This is a genomic window from Croceivirga sp. JEA036 (assembly GCF_011882165.1).
GTDB lineage: Bacteria > Bacteroidota > Bacteroidia > Flavobacteriales > Flavobacteriaceae > Croceivirga.
This window is the reverse complement of sequence record NZ_JAATON010000007.1, coordinates 1-15,160: the sequence shown is the minus strand read 5'-3', so window position 1 is coordinate 15,160 and position 15,160 is coordinate 1. Positions and strand designations below refer to the sequence as shown.

Sequence of the window (15,160 nt, the reverse complement as noted above, 5' to 3'; positions counted from 1 at the left end):
CAAGATAGGTTTGTTTGTTTATGAAAAGGATAAAAGAATGGTTTGGACGTCACTTTAGGGCGTATTATTTATTGGTGGTATCTATCATAGTAATCACCATCATTATACAATCGGTTACCCAATATTCGTTGGAAAAACAACGGAAATCTGCTAAGGTCATTAATATTGCAGGGCAACAACGTTTACTGGCTCAGCAGCTATTTACAGAGTTTTACAACTGTAAATACATGGACTGTAATTTTGGAGAAGTAAAAGTATTGGTAAGTAAGCTGATACATAGAAATCAACAATTGCAAGAAGGTAATGCTGCTTTGGGAATTCCTACGTTAGAAGAAGCAGATATAGCTGTTAATTTTAATAGATTACACCCTTACATACAATGGCTAAATGCCAAATTTTCTGGCTTAGACAATTTAGATCAATTAAGAGAAGCAGATGTAAAATATCGGGTGACCCACTTTGTTGGGATTATGGGCGAGATTACAAATCAATTTCAACAGCAAGCAGAAGAAGATTTAAAATCGACCAGAATTTTAGAATTAGAACTGGCAATATTTTCGCTCTTAATATTGCTGTTTGAGATTTTCTTTATTGTAAATCCCATCATCAACAAAATTGTGGAACAGAAAAGAAGGCTGGGTTCATTGGCTTGGCATCATTTTCATGCATTCAAATCGCACATGAAAAACATTATGGATTTACAGTTTGTCTTGAAAATTGAAAAGAAAACAGAGCGCCGTGACGAGATTATGAATTTTATAGCAGAAGAATTAGAGGAGTTAAGAAGTGTGTCTAACAACATGTCTAAAGCGTTCGAAGAAAATAGAGGCACGCTTACTAAAGCGCCTTCCATTAGCGCAATGTTCACAAAAATTCCTAAGAAAAAAACTAAAGTTAGGAAAACGCCTATTCGTGATGGTAAGGTTCATTTCGTAGAATCGTAAAACCTCTATACAATTGTTCGGTAATAAAAAGCCTTATCATTTGGTGAGAAAAAGTCATTTTAGAAAGACTTAATTTGCTATTCGCTCTTTCGTAAACTGCATCACTAAACCCGTAGGGCCCCCCAATAACTAAAATTAAATTTTTAATTCCGCTGTTCATTCGTTTTTGTAGGAGCTGAGAAAATTCTATAGAAGAAAATTGTTTACCCTTGTCATCCAAAAGCATCACAAAATCAGCCGTAGATATTTTTGAAAGCAATAATTCCCCTTCCTTTTTTTTCTGTTCTGCTTCAGATAAGTTTTTGGCGTTTTTAATGTCACTTAAAAATGCTGTTTCAAAAGAAACATAAAAGTTTAATCGTTTGGTGTACAGTTTAATGAGGGACTCTAATTCTTTGCTATCTGTTTTTCCAATGCCTAACAAGGTAATTTTCATAGGTAAAAAGCTTACCCCAAAAGTACCAATACTATTTTATTAGCTGTAGTAACATGTGTAATTTAGTATTTTAGCTAAAACCACTGTTATGATTTCAGAAGCACAATTTAATCAAGAATTAGATATAATTATTGCCAATGCCATACGGGAAGATGCTGGGGATGGTGACCATAGTTCTCTTGCATGTATCCCTGCGTCTGCCACAGGTAAAGCCAAATTATTGGTTAAAGACGAAGGTATTTTGGCTGGTGTTGCTTTTGCAAAAAAAGTTTTTGCCTATGTAGATGCGGGTTTAAAAGTAGAAACCTTGTTAAAAGACGGCGCCAAGGTAACGCACGGCGATATTGCATTTTACGTAGAAGGAAGTTCACAGAGTATTTTAAAGGCAGAACGTTTGGTCTTGAATGCCATGCAACGCATGAGTGCTATAGCAACTAAAACGGCTTTTTTTGTAGGTCTTTTACAGGGAACAACTACTAAAATTTTAGACACCCGTAAAACCACACCGGGAATACGTGCATTAGAAAAGTGGGCAGTCAAAATTGGAGGAGGTGAGAATCATAGATTTGCTTTGTATGATATGATAATGTTAAAAGACAATCATATAGATTTTGCAGGAGGTATCACCAAAGCTATCACTCAAACACAAGCGTATCTTAAAGAAATAAATAAAGAATTAAAAATAATAGTAGAGGCTCGTAATTTAGAAGAAGTAAAGGAGATTCTAAAAACGCCAGGGGTCTACCGTATTCTACTAGATAATTTTAATTATGAAGATACACGAGCTGCCGTTGCACTAATTGGTGAGCAATGTTTAACAGAGTCTTCTGGTGGTATTAATGAAGAGACGATAAGACATTATGCAGAATGTGGTGTAGATTATATTTCTTCTGGAGCGTTAACCCATTCCGTTTACAATATGGATTTAAGCCTAAAAGCGGTGTAAATGTCCAAAGAGGTAGAGGAAAAGTTAGAGCGCATCCCTATAGTTAATTGGGTAATTCAGTTTTTAAAAGGAATTAAATTACCAGGTTTTGAGGGCTTGTCAATTTACGATTTGGCAGAAATGTATGCCTTAGGCATTGTACAGGGAGCAATTTCTAGTAGAGCGGGCTCCATTGCATTTAGCTTGTTTATGGCGCTTTTTCCTTTATTAATATTTTTAGTGACCTTGGTACCATTCCTTATCCCTTACGTCCGGGTTGGTAACGAGAATTTTGATACACAGTTTTTAATATTTTTAGAATCTTTTTTGCCAACAGCAACAGGCGATTACTTTAGTGAAATTTACCAGCAAATTAAAGACCAAAAAAGAGGAGGGTTGCTTTCTTCCGCTTTTCTATTATCCATTTTTTTAGTAGCGAATGGCGTAAATTCCATTTTTAACGGATTCGAAAATTCATACCATGTAGAATTAACACGAAACTATTTTAGACAGTATGGTTATGCTTTAATGGTGGGGCTTATTTTGTCCATTTTATTAATAGTTGGCGCGGTTGCTTTTGTTTATTTTGAATTTTACATTATTGAATATACCAGCGAATTGTTTGGTAAAACTTTTGGTATTGCTGTAGAGAGTGGTGATGCCTTTGGTGTGCAGTTGGCACAAGTAATTTTCTTTTTAATACTTACCTACTTATTTACGGCAATCCTTTATTATTTTGGAACAGTAGAGGGGAGACAAGCACGTTTCTTTTCTGTAGGGGCTTTGGTTACCACGATTTTGTTTATATTGACTTCCTATTTATTCGGATTTTATGTAGAAAAATTCGCCAGATATAGCGAGCTCTATGGGGCTTTAGGAGGATTATTGATTTTGATGGTCTTTATCTGGTTAAACTCTAATATATTGCTATTAGGATTTGAGCTTAATGCTACATTAAATTCGTTAAGAAAAAACGTAAATAAAGCTAAAGAAAATGTCTAAAGTGTTAAAGGTTCTTTTGTGTGTGCTTTCTCCTATAATGATGCATGCACAAACGGTAGAAGGTAAATGGCAAACCATTGATGATAGAAATGGTAATGCCAAAGCAATAGTCGAAATCTATAAAAAAGATGGTGCCGTTTATGGTAAAATTCTTAAGATTCTAGAAAAAGGAAGACAAGGAGCTGTTTGTGAGAAATGCGAAGGTGACTTAAAGGGCAAACCAATAGAAGGTATGGAAATCATAACCGCTTTTAAAGAAAGCGAACCTGGTGAATATAAGGGTAAACGCTTGTTTGATCCAGAACAAGCGATGACATTTAGGGGTAAATTGTGGTTAGACCCAGATAATCCAGACCAACTTAAAGTTAGGGGCTATTTGGCATTTATCTATAGAACCCAAACGTGGCTAAGACTCAAAGATTAGCGTAGATTTCATGGAATATTTCTTGGATGTAATTCTGCCCATTCCCTTGGAGCGGATGTTTACCTATCGTATTACTCGAGCAGAGGCAACTTACATAAAACAAGGAATGAGGGTGGCTGTACCTTTTGGTAAATCCAAGTTATATACGGGTATTGCATATAGGGTACATCAGGATAAGCCCTTAGCTTATGAAGCCAAGGATATAGAAGTTATTCTGGACGATGTCCCCCTAGTAAATCCTACCCAATTAAAACACTGGCAATGGATTGCATCGTATTACATGTGTACATTGGGAGAGGTAGTACGCAGTGGACTACCTAGCGCTTTTTTGTTAGAAAGTGAAACTATGATTCTACCGAATACCGATGCCGAAATAGATGAAACTACACTAGATGATGATGAATTTTTGGTAATTGAAGCCTTAAAACATCAATCTTCATTGCTTATAAAAGATGTGGTTGCTATTTTAGGAAAGAAAACAGTATTGCCTGTTATTCAGCGTTTGGTGGCTAAAAAAGGAATTCAACTTAAAGAAGACATCCAAGAAAAATATACGCCTAAGACTATAAAGTACATCCGTATAAGTGAGTTGTATAGAGATGAAACAGCTTTAGCAGAAGTCTTAAATAGTCTTAGCCGCGCTCCAAAGCAGAGTAAAGCAGTGCTTTCGTATTACCAAATGGAAGCGCAAACCCATAAACCTATAAAGGAAAGTGACTTGGTTGCAGAAGGGCAAGTATCCAAATCGGTAATAAAAGCGCTAGCAGACAAGGGTATTTTTGAAATATATTATTTAGAAACCGATAGGGTTCAATTTGAAGAAGGGGATAAGGATGTTGATAAGGTAGCTCTAAATGAGTTCCAAGCTCAGGCACTTGAAGCTATTAAAAACACTTTTGATGCCAATAAGGTGTGTTTATTGCACGGAGTTACCTCTGCAGGGAAAACAGAAGTTTACATAAAGCTTATAAAGCAGGTAATGGATCAGGGCAAGCAAGTTTTGTACTTATTGCCAGAAATAGCCTTAACATCACAACTTATTAATAGGTTAAAAGCCTACTTTGGCAACGCTGTTGGGGTGTATCATTCCAAATACAATGTTAACGAGCGCGTAGAAGTTTGGAATAGTGTTTTGCAGCAAAAAGAAAGTGCGCAAATTGTAATTGGTGCGCGTTCTGCTCTTTTTTTACCTTTTCAAGAATTAGGTTTAGTAATTATAGATGAGGAGCACGAATCTTCTTTTAAGCAGTTTGATCCTGCCCCCAGATACCATGCTAGAGATGCAGCTATTGTTCTGGCGCAATTACATAAAAGTAACTGTTTATTAGGTTCTGCAACGCCTAGTTTAGAAAGTTATGCCAATGCCAAATCTGGAAAATACGGATTAGCCAAAATAACAAGGAGGTATGGCAATGTGCTTATGCCAGAAATAGAACTGGTAGATATAAAAGAGGCAACACGTAAAAAGCGTATGCAAGGTCATTTTTCTGAACGTTTGTTTAAGGAGATAGAAGAGACTTTAGCAGAAAATGAGCAAGTTATTCTATTTCAGAATCGGCGTGGATTTGCACCTATTGTAGAGTGTACTACGTGTGGGCACTCGGTACAATGCCCCAATTGTGATGTTAGTTTAACCTACCATCAACACAGAACTCAATTGCGTTGCCATTATTGCGGTTACCACGTAGCCTTACCGAAGGCTTGCGAGGCTTGCGGCAATGCTACTTTAGATACCAAGGGTTTTGGCACAGAGCAAATACAAGAAGAGTTAAAAACACTTTTCCCCAATGCTACCGTTGGGCGCATGGACTTAGATACTACAAGGGGCAAGTACGGTTATCAAAAAATAATTGCTGCCTTTGAGTCTCAAGAGATGGATATCTTGGTAGGTACCCAAATGGTCACTAAAGGGCTAGATTTTAGGAATGTGGGTTTGGTAGGAATAATGAATGCAGATTCTTTATTAAATTTTCCAGATTACCGTGCTCATGAACGTAGTTTTCAATTAATGGTGCAGGTTGCCGGTAGAGCAGGCCGTACACAAAAAAGAGGTAAGGTGCTCATACAAGCATATAATCCCTATCACCAAATTTTACAGCAAGTGTCTACATATGATTATGAAAAGATGTTTGCGGAACAGGTTTATGAGCGAGAACAGTTTAAATATCCACCTGCTACGCGGATTATGCGGATTACGCTAAAAGATAGAGATTACAATAAGCTTAACGAGGCCGCAGAATGGTTGGCGGGCTCTTTAAGAAATAGCATGCAGGGCCAAGTGTTGGGACCAGAATTTCCAGCGGTTTCTAGAATTAGGAATGAGTATATAAAACATATACTTATAAAGTTTAAACCTAAAGAAGCCGTGCACCACACAAAAAAAAGCATCAAAAGAATACAACTATCTTTTGATGCTATTGCTCGTTTTAGAAGTATAAAACTAGTCTATAATGTAGACCATATTTAATTATACATTGGCTAATGCCTCTGCAAGCTCTGTCTTTTTGTTTCTACTTAGCGGAATTTGTCTGCCCCCCACTTCAACATTTTTACTGTTGAATTTTTCAATCTTTTCCAAATTCACAATGTAGGATTTATGTATTCTTAAGAATTTTTCAGCTGGTAACTGCTGTTCAAAAGATTTCATAGTAGATAGAATCACAATGTTAGCTTCATCTGTCACTAACTTGATGTAGTCACCAAGTGCTTCAATCCATTTAATATCATTTAGGATAACCTTTCTTTTCTTAAGGTTACTTTTAACAAAGATGTGCTCTTCGTCTTCTTCAGTTCTGTTGAGTTGCTCATATTTGGTTACCGCTCTTTTTACAGAAGCTTCAAACCTAGCAAGCGTAATAGGTTTGTGTAGATAGTCAGTAACATCATAATCAAAAGCCTTTAGCGCATAATCTGGCTTCCCAGTAATAAGGATTACCTGTGGCGGATTCTCTAAAGCTTCTAATAAATCAAAACCACTAATAATAGGCATCTCTACATCTAAAAAGATAAGGTCTACTTCATGGTTTTTTAATCCGTTTTTTGCTTCAATTGCATTACTGTACTCTGCTACCAAAGCAAGGTGTGGGTGGTTGTTGACCAACTTAGCCACAGCCATGCGCTGCATGGAAGAGTCGTCTACTATTATACTTTTAAGTTTCATAAGGGTGATTTGTGGGGTTTAAATCATCGGCAAATTACATAATTCACTCGGTAAAGTGCAACAAAAGATGTAAACATGGCATATTCTGTTGTGTAATTAGCATAAAGCATGATGTACGTTTCAATTATATATTTATGTGTTAATAACTTCTAAAATCCAAAACGAAGTTTTTCTAATTTTCTTGTGTAAGAAATTAAGAATGATTACTTTTGCGCTCCTTTAAAATAATATATTTATGAATCATTACGAAACTGTTTTCATTTTAAATCCCGTTCTGTCTGAAACACAGATAGAGGAAACAGTTAAGAAATTCGAAGATTTCTTAATCAATAATGGGGCCAAAATGGTCGCCAAAGAAAATTGGGGCCTTAAAAAATTGGCGTATCCAATACAACACAAGAAAAGTGGTTTTTACCATTTGTTTGAGTTTACTGCTCCAGGAGAGGCTATTGAGCCGTTTGAGTTGGAGTTTAGGAGAGACGAGCGCATCATGCGTTTTTTAACTGTAAAGTTAGACAAGCACGCTGTAGCTTGGGCAGAGAAAAGAAGAACAAAACTAAAAACAAAAGCGTAAGACCATGTCATCTATAGAACAACAAGCAAAGTCAAAGAAAGACGGGGAAATCAGATATTTGACCCCGCTTAATATTGAGACTAATAAACAAAAGAAATACTGTCGTTTTAAAAAGTCAGGTATCAAGTATATTGATTACAAGGACCCAGATTTTTTAATGAAATTGGTGAACGAGCAAGGTAAATTGTTGCCAAGAAGACTTACAGGTACTTCTTTAAAATACCAAAGAAAAGTAGCCCAAGCTGTAAAAAGAGCACGTCATTTGGCTTTGATGCCTTACGTAGGGGATATGTTAAAATAATAAATATTGAAGCATGGAATTGATATTAAAACAAGACGTACAGGATTTAGGCTTCAAGGATGATGTTGTAACTGTAAAGCCAGGTTACGGTAGAAACTTTCTAATACCACAAGGTATGGCAACTTTAGCTACACCTTCTGCAAAGAAAGTTTTGGCAGAAAATCTAAGACAAAGAGCACACAAAGAGAAAAAGGTTATAGAAGAAGCGCAGCAAAAAGCTACGAGCCTTAGGGAATTAGAAATTAAAATTCCTGCTAAAGTGGGTGCTGGTGATAAATTATTTGGTTCTGTAACTAGCATAGATTTGGCAGACGCCCTTGCTAAAGCAGGTCAAAATATTGATAAAAAGTTTGTAAATATCCAAGGGGGTTCTGTAAAGAGAACAGGTCCTTACAATGCGGTAATTAGACTACATAGAGAGGTAATTGTAGATTTTCCTTTTGAAGTTGTAGCAGAAGCTAAGTAATTTCAACATTCTTGGTTAATAAGTTTAAAAGAGCTATGCATGCATAGCTCTTTTTTTTTGCACTATATTCGCAAAAAATTAAACTTTATTTAACAAGAACAAGATGAAAAAAGTTTTACTCACGGGCCTTATTTGTATGTTGACTATGATGTCTGCATTTGCCCAAGTAACCACATCTAACATCAGGGGTACTGTTACTGATGATTTAGGCGAGCCTTTGTTAGGGGCTAATGTAATTGCAGTACATACTCCCACAGGAACAAATTACGGAGCTATTACTAATGAAGAAGGTAGGTTCAATTTATTAAACCTACGTGTAGGTGGTCCTTATGAAGTCAGTATTTCTTACGTTGGTTTTAAAACCCAAAACCAGAATGATGTTTTTCTTTCCTTAGGTAAGACCTTTAACATTAATGTAAAGTTGGTAGAAGATAGTCAGCAATTAGAAGAAGTTGTTGTAGTATCTGACCAATCTGGAACCTTTGGTAGTGACCGCACAGGTTCAGAAACCAATGTAGGTAGAAGAGAATTACAACGTTTGCCAACTATTTCTAGATCTGCAGCAGATTTTACAAGATTAGAGCCAAGTGCTTCCTCGCCTACTTCTGGTGATGGTGGAGCTTCTTTTGGTGGTAGAAATGATCAATACAATAACTTTTCTTTAGACGGTGCATTTTTTGCCAACCCCTTTGGTTTAGATGCTCCAACGCCAGGAGGTCAAACAGGTGCACAACCTATTTCTTTGGATGCTATTGATCAAATACAAGTATCCTTAGCGCCTTATGATGTTACCCAATCTGGATTTACGGGTGCAACGGTTAATGCTGTTACAAAAAGTGGAACCAATGAAATAAAAGGTACTGTTTATGGCTTTTATAGAGATGAAAGCATGACAGGTAAAAAAATAAAAGGAGAAGATGCGGTAAGGCCAGATTTAAAGCAAAATCAATATGGAGTAAGTATTGGTGGACCTATTGTAAAAGACAAATTATTCTTCTTTGCTAATTTTGAAAAAGACGAAAGGTCAGACTTAGGAACCAACGGTTTTGTACCTAATACAGGTTCTGGCTCTATGAGTGAATCCAGAGTTTCAGAAGCAGATTTAATATCTGTATCTAATGCATTAGCAACATTGGGTTATGATACAGGGCGATATGAAGGTTTTACCTACGGTTCTGAATCAACTAAAGGTATTTTTAAATTAGATTGGAATATTAATGATAACAATCGTTTAGCGGTTATTTATAATTTTCTCAATGCATCTAAAGAAAAACCAGCACACCCAACAGCATTAGGAGTTAGAGGGCCTAGTTTGCAAACCTTGCAATTTGAAAATTCTGGATATGAAATTAACAACAAAATACAAAGTGTACAAATAGAGTTAAATTCTACCTTGTCTAATGAGGTAACCAACAAACTTCAGGTGGGTTATACACATTTTGACGATTTTAGAAATCCATTATCTACTCCAGCTCCAAGTATATTAATAAACAACAACGGGTCTAGTTATATTGTTGCTGGTCATGAGCCATTTTCTATTAACAATAGATTGGACCAGAAAGTATTTCAGTTGACTAATAACATGAACATTTTTAAAGGAAACCATACATATACTGTTGGTTTTTCTTTTGAAAAATTTCAGTTCGATAATTCTTTTAATTTAGGAGTTTACGGAGGTACATTTGGTTTTGATGTAAATAATACACCAGGTAATTTTGGTGATGACAGACCGTTTGCATCTGTAGAAGAATTTTTAAGCTATGCGCAGCCAGGTGGTTTGATAGATAATTTGTTAGCTGGAGCACAAGCTACGTTCAATGGTAGTAGTGGTATAGAAGATGGTCAGCCTGGAGGTTGGGCATTGGCAGAAACTAATGTAGGTCAATTATCTTTCTACGTGCAAGATGATTGGAATGTTACGGACGATTTTAAATTATCGTACGGGGTGCGTTTTGATAAGCCTTTGTATTTTGATACGGCTGATAAAATTCGTGAAAATATAGATAGAGGTAAAGTATACATTCCGGGTATACCATATTTTAACCCCAATACCAATGAAGAAGTATTTTTGGATTCTGAGCAATTACCAAGTAATAAGTTCCTAATTTCTCCGCGTTTAGGATTTAATTGGGATGTTAATGGGGAAAATAGAACACAATTAAGAGGTGGTAGCGGTGTATTTACGGGTCGTTTTCCTTTTGTGTGGTTGGGTAACCAAGTACAAGGTTTAGATGTTTTCTTTTATCAGTTGGTAGACCCAGATTATGAGTGGCCACAAGTATGGAGAACCAATCTTGGTTTAGATCATAGATTTGATAATGATATCATCTTAACAACAGATGTATCTTACACCAAAGACATTAATGCAGCACACGTACAGAACTGGGGATTAAGAAATCCTTCTCTAACGTTAAATGCACCAGGAGACAACAGACCTTACTATGCAGCAGAAGATAAGGGGAATAATGCTTATGTGTTTACCAATTCTGATAAAGGTAGAATTTGGAATGCGTCTGTAAAAGCACAGAAAACCTTTGGTAATGGACTGTTTGCAAGTGTAGCGTATAACTATTTAAATGCTAAGGAAGTAAATTCTATTGAGGCAGAAATTACAGGAGACGCGTTCGATTTTAACCCAAACACGGGTAATGCAAACAATGATGTATTGTCTTATTCTAAGTACGGAGACAATCATAGATTTATAGGGGTAGCATCTAAGCAATTTAAGTATGGGTCTAATGACAAATGGGCAACCACAATCTCTGCATTTATGGAATATGCTAGAGGCGGTCGTTTTAACTACACTTATGCAGGAAATATAAATAATGATTCTTCTTTCCAGAATAATGACTTAATTTATATTCCTACTGCCGCAGAAGTACAGCAAATGCAGTTTGTAGACCCAAGCATGGCTGCAAGTTTTGAAGCTTACATTCAGCAAGATGATTATTTGAGTGATAATAGGGGTTCTTATATGGAGCGTTATGGTGCTTTATCTCCATGGAGAAGCAGAGCAGATGTACGTTTATTGCAAGATTATAATTTTACTGTAGGTGGAAAAACTAATACCATTCAGTTAAGTTTAGATATCTTGAACTTTGGTAACTTATTGAGCTCTGATTGGGGTGTAATTCAAGTACCTAGAAACTTAAACCCTATATCAGTAGTAAACGTAGATGAAAATCAGGTTCCTACGTTTAGTTTTGATCAGTCAGTAGAAGAAACGTTTGGTTTTGACCAGAGTTTATTATCTAGATGGCAAGCACAAGTTGGTTTACGTTACATATTTAACTAAGCGAAGTCAACTAATTAAATAAAGAAAACCCCTAGCTGAAAGGCTAGGGGTTTTTTGTTTGTAAATGGGTTAAGAACTTTAAATAAACGAGTAGTTGAACGAAAATAATTGCTATTCTTACGGTATGGTGTTATGTTTGATTTTAGGTTTATTTTTTATATGAAAAAGGTCTTAATAGTTTTATTATTTTTAATATGCTTAATTAATACCTATAGTCAAGACTATAGGGTTAAAACCACAATAAGATTTAATCCAACTAATAGCAATAGATTTACAATAGATACAAGCGGGAATTATTACATTGGAATTCAAGGATTAAGTCTTGCTCCTGGAAACTTAATTAAATATGAAGAATGTACAACTCCGTTACAAACAAGTTCTTATGTAATTGTTGGAGACAAAGAATTGAGTAAAACCTGTTATTTTGATTGGTTAGGGGATTTACCAAGTTTTATAAATACTTGGTTTGAAGGAAATACAAGCATTACGATTGATGGAAATAATTACAATGATTTTTCCGTTACTCATAATTTATCAGCTCCTCCTTCTGGGTTTAGGCCATGCAATACATATACATCTTGGGATACTAATACATCTAACGGATTTACAGCATCTTCAATGACCTCTATTAATTATATGTTTATTCCTCTTAATGAAGAAATCAACAATACTATTGTAGGTAATACTTTAGGTATGGATGATTTGTTTTTGTTAGAATTTGTAAGTGGAAATAACGCTTCAGGTTGGGAATATTCTTTAGATGAAGGTGTTAACTGGGAGCCATTTAATGATAGAGAAACAAGCTTATCAGAATTAGGTTTAACTATTAATGACATCAATAATGGTTTAATATGGATTAGAGGAGTCGCCTGTGGAAATCTGGATGTTTTTACAAATCATATCGTAATTGATGTAAGAGACGAAAGCATCGAACACAGTAGTTTAACTACCGAAGATGAGACTTGCGCTGGTTCAGGAGATGGAGAAGTTACGATAGGCTTTGACGAGCCCTTATCTAGTGGATACCAGATGCGTTATTATGTTTATGAGGGAGAAGCGTCTGAATTTAATATGGAAAACGTAGATTCCGGGAACCCAACAGTGTTTAGTGAAGCCTATGCTGATGGATTTGTTGGCTTGGTTCAAAACGGTACCAATTATGAATTTACCGCAACAGGTTTAGCAGGCCCGTCGCCATTGGATAATCCAGAAGGTGCTTATTACGTTGTTTACCAAGAAGCAAGGCGGGTAGACGGTCAAGATTTTTTAGACGTTAAGAGCGGTAATATCACGGAGACATTTTACATTAGGGCGCCATCGGCATTGTCAGTGAGCACACCCATTTTAACCCAGCCAGAATGTGCCGGAGACATGGGCACTATTAGTTTTAACGTTTCAGGAGGTGGTTATGCTAATACTGATGCTGCACGATATTATTACAGCGTAGCTAGTGGCGGTGGTTTTGTGGATTGGACCGAAAGTACCACGGGAGCTATTAGTATCCCCAATCTAAATGCGGGCACTTATAATATAAAGGTAGTTGCTGGGAACAGTAGTTTGGCCAATACGGATGGTTGTCATGTGACCCTTTCGGACCTCACCATTGCTGCCCCCGTTCCCTTAGGCTTTGATTTGAGCTCCAGCCCGGAGTCCTATCCAGGAGCCAATGACGGAACCGTAAGTGTGAGCAACATCATGGGTCGAGCAGGGATGACCTTGTCCATCAATACTACTCCAGAACAAAGCTTAACAGTGGCCGATGGCGGTAGTTATTCCTTCCAAGGATTGCCGTTTGACTCCTACGAGGTCACCCTAAGTGCAGGTACTTGTACGTATACGGATAGTATCGAGGTCACGGGTGTTACCCTACCCGTGATTACGGTCAACAGCACTACGGCAGATGATTGCGACCCTGCGGGAGCGGGTAGCGTGGATTTTAGTATAAGTGGTGGTGTAGGGGACCGTCCTTACCGTGTTTTGGCCAGTGACGGTACAACGGTAATCGCCAATGGTACTGCTACCAATGCCAATGCAATCACGATAAACAATTTGGTTTTTGACACCTACACTATACAAGCGGTAAACCAAGGCAATGATTTTAGTAATCCGAACCTAATATCCTCAGGAGAATTTACCATAGACTCTGGAGCCAATATAGAAATAAGTAACGTAGCTACCACGGTGATAAACTGTTTTGGAGGTACCAGTACCCTGACCTTTGATACCAACCTAGGGGCCACCGCGGAATACTACTTAGATACCCAAGCGAACCCCGATTTAACAACGGTTACTTGGACGACCTATGATGTAGCAGGCCAATCAGGATTAACGGCAGGCACGTATTACCTTTGGGTACGTAGTACTACGGATACGAGCTGTGTGGAGCGCTATGATGGGGGTGTTATCCAAATCGTATCGCCTACGGCACTGGACTATACACCTACGGTGATAGACAATACGGAAGAAGGTGGTACGGCGGGTCAGATAGACCTAGGGCCAATAACGGGTGGCACGGCACCCTATACCATAACATGGGTATCTGGTCCTGCAGGTTTTGATCCTGTCATAGCAGGTAACAGTCCTGTCATAGCGGGGCTTTCCTCAGGGATATACACGGTAATGGTACGCGATAATAATGGGTGTGATATGCCTATGAATATAGAGGTTCGAGACCCAATTTTACGGATTGTAAGCACGGCAGTTCTGGACGAGCGTTGTTTTGGAGCAGGGGACGGTAGCATCCAAGTAAATTATACGGGTCTGGGAACGGTAACATTGGATTATACGGGTCCTGAGTCGGGTAGTTTAGACGGTACAGGACAAAACAGCTTGGTATTGCAAGATTTAGCCCCTGGTGAATATACCTTAACCTTGAGCAACAACCGTGGGGAGGCAGACCAAACCGCAACGGTAACAGTAGGGGGTTCTCCTTCGTTGTTTGAATTGGCAGGGAACTATACAGTCAGTCCCGTTAGCTGCGTTGGCGCATCAGATGGTGTACTTACCCTAACTCTTACAGGAGGTTGGGGAGACTACCAATATAGTTTGGATGGCGCAGCGAATGCTAGTAGTACTGGCGGCACCTTAACCTTTGCTAATCTTACCGTAGGGACACACAGTTTATTTGTTACCGATAGGGCAAGTAACGGATGTAGTTATGCGATAGACTTTGAAGTGGACGAACCGGAACCGATAACAGCTACGGCTTCTGTGTTAGGACTATCGTCCTTTGGGTCAAATGATGGTACTATTCGTATCACGGAAATCACCGGAGGCACCTTAAACGGTGCGGACACCTATCAATTGGCTTGGTCAGGAGTAGGAGCGGTAACCACCACAGATGATGGATGGACGGCAATAGATTTAGCACAAGGCAACTATAGTGTGCGTATCACGGACAGTAATGGTTGTTTAGCGGTTTTTGACTATGTGGTCACCGAACCAGGAGAGCTTGCGGTAACCCTTACAGCGGATGGGGAAGTATCTTGTTATGGCGAACAAACGGTATCTCTGATTAGTACTATTGTAGGCGGTACCCCTGGGTACGCTTACCAATGGTATCAAGAAGAGGGCGGTAGTTATACGGCGATAGCAGATGCTACTGAAGCTGACCTTTTTGATGTTGGTGCAGGG

The 15,160-nt window shown here is 37.9% G+C and carries 12 protein-coding genes; 10 read left to right on the top strand and 2 right to left on the bottom strand.

Going from position 1 to position 15,160, the window contains the following annotated elements; genetic code table 11:
* The first annotated feature begins 20 nt into the window (after window positions 1-20).
* Window positions 21-944, top strand: a complete 924-nt coding sequence (locus HCO57_RS14985; RefSeq protein WP_167989701.1) for a type IV pili methyl-accepting chemotaxis transducer N-terminal domain-containing protein — start codon at window positions 21-23, stop codon at window positions 942-944.
* Here the strand turns inward: HCO57_RS14985 and rlmH are convergent.
* Window positions 907-1,380: a 23S rRNA (pseudouridine(1915)-N(3))-methyltransferase RlmH gene (rlmH, locus tag HCO57_RS14980; RefSeq protein WP_136951550.1), complete on the bottom strand. Its 474-nt coding sequence runs from the start codon at window positions 1,378-1,380 to the stop codon at window positions 907-909. The genes HCO57_RS14985 and rlmH overlap by 38 nt on opposite strands.
* Before the next feature lie 88 nt (window positions 1,381-1,468).
* Here rlmH and nadC point away from each other — a divergent pair, with 88 nt between their 5' ends.
* The 4 genes from nadC to priA are packed head-to-tail and all read left to right on the top strand — an operon-like array spanning window position 1,469 to window position 6,198.
* Window positions 1,469-2,326: a carboxylating nicotinate-nucleotide diphosphorylase gene (gene nadC / locus HCO57_RS14975; RefSeq protein ID WP_167989700.1), complete on the top strand. Its 858-nt coding sequence runs from the start codon at window positions 1,469-1,471 to the stop codon at window positions 2,324-2,326.
* A complete protein-coding gene (locus HCO57_RS14970) occupies window positions 2,327-3,307 on the top strand; it encodes a YihY/virulence factor BrkB family protein (RefSeq protein WP_167989699.1) in 981 nt (326 codons plus the stop codon). It abuts the gene before it with no gap.
* On the top strand, window positions 3,300-3,731 hold the full coding sequence (locus tag HCO57_RS14965; RefSeq protein ID WP_167989698.1) for a DUF2147 domain-containing protein: 432 nt from the start codon (window positions 3,300-3,302) through the stop codon (window positions 3,729-3,731). Before HCO57_RS14970 ends, HCO57_RS14965 begins: the two co-directional genes overlap by 8 nt.
* 10 nt (window positions 3,732-3,741) lie before the next feature.
* Window positions 3,742-6,198, top strand: a complete 2,457-nt coding sequence (gene priA / locus HCO57_RS14960) for a primosomal protein N' (protein ID WP_167989697.1) — start codon at window positions 3,742-3,744, stop codon at window positions 6,196-6,198.
* Here priA and HCO57_RS14955 read toward each other — a convergent pair whose 3' ends face one another.
* Window positions 6,199-6,891, bottom strand: coding sequence for a LytR/AlgR family response regulator transcription factor (locus HCO57_RS14955; RefSeq protein ID WP_136951555.1), 693 nt, complete (start codon window positions 6,889-6,891; stop codon window positions 6,199-6,201).
* A gap of 235 nt (window positions 6,892-7,126) precedes the next feature.
* Here HCO57_RS14955 and rpsF point away from each other — a divergent pair, with 235 nt between their 5' ends.
* The 5 genes from rpsF to HCO57_RS14930 form a co-directional block, all read left to right on the top strand.
* The gene (gene rpsF / locus HCO57_RS14950) at window positions 7,127-7,465 is read left to right on the top strand and encodes a 30S ribosomal protein S6 (RefSeq protein WP_136951556.1); all 339 of its coding nucleotides are present in this window, start codon (window positions 7,127-7,129) and stop codon (window positions 7,463-7,465) included.
* A gap of 4 nt (window positions 7,466-7,469) precedes the next feature.
* Window positions 7,470-7,766 (top strand): 30S ribosomal protein S18, encoded by a 297-nt coding sequence (gene rpsR / locus HCO57_RS14945; RefSeq protein ID WP_054557866.1) that lies wholly within the window; start codon window positions 7,470-7,472, stop codon window positions 7,764-7,766.
* Window positions 7,767-7,779: 13 nt separating this feature from the next.
* Window positions 7,780-8,232, top strand: coding sequence for a 50S ribosomal protein L9 (rplI, locus tag HCO57_RS14940; RefSeq protein ID WP_167989696.1), 453 nt, complete (start codon window positions 7,780-7,782; stop codon window positions 8,230-8,232).
* A gap of 103 nt (window positions 8,233-8,335) precedes the next feature.
* Window positions 8,336-11,527, top strand: a complete 3,192-nt coding sequence (locus HCO57_RS14935) for a carboxypeptidase regulatory-like domain-containing protein (protein ID WP_167989695.1) — start codon at window positions 8,336-8,338, stop codon at window positions 11,525-11,527.
* A 159-nt stretch (window positions 11,528-11,686) separates the two neighbouring features.
* Window positions 11,687-15,160, top strand: a 3,474-nt coding sequence (locus tag HCO57_RS14930) for a SprB repeat-containing protein (protein WP_167989694.1), incomplete at its 3' end; no start/stop codon positions are given.

Bases quoted from the DNA above. Each gene is read 5' to 3' on its own strand.
- HCO57_RS14985 (WP_167989701.1), top strand. From the start codon at position 21: ATGAAAAGGATAAAAGAATGGTTTGGACGTCACTTTAGGGCGTATTAT.
- rlmH (WP_136951550.1), bottom strand. From the start codon at position 1,380: ATGAAAATTACCTTGTTAGGCATTGGAAAAACAGATAGCAAAGAATTA.
- nadC (WP_167989700.1), top strand. From the start codon at position 1,469: ATGATTTCAGAAGCACAATTTAATCAAGAATTAGATATAATTATTGCC.
- HCO57_RS14970 (WP_167989699.1), top strand. From the start codon at position 2,327: ATGTCCAAAGAGGTAGAGGAAAAGTTAGAGCGCATCCCTATAGTTAAT.
- HCO57_RS14965 (WP_167989698.1), top strand. From the start codon at position 3,300: ATGTCTAAAGTGTTAAAGGTTCTTTTGTGTGTGCTTTCTCCTATAATG.
- priA (WP_167989697.1), top strand. From the start codon at position 3,742: ATGGAATATTTCTTGGATGTAATTCTGCCCATTCCCTTGGAGCGGATG.
- HCO57_RS14955 (WP_136951555.1), bottom strand. From the start codon at position 6,891: ATGAAACTTAAAAGTATAATAGTAGACGACTCTTCCATGCAGCGCATG.
- rpsF (WP_136951556.1), top strand. From the start codon at position 7,127: ATGAATCATTACGAAACTGTTTTCATTTTAAATCCCGTTCTGTCTGAA.
- rpsR (WP_054557866.1), top strand. From the start codon at position 7,470: ATGTCATCTATAGAACAACAAGCAAAGTCAAAGAAAGACGGGGAAATC.
- rplI (WP_167989696.1), top strand. From the start codon at position 7,780: ATGGAATTGATATTAAAACAAGACGTACAGGATTTAGGCTTCAAGGAT.
- HCO57_RS14935 (WP_167989695.1), top strand. From the start codon at position 8,336: ATGAAAAAAGTTTTACTCACGGGCCTTATTTGTATGTTGACTATGATG.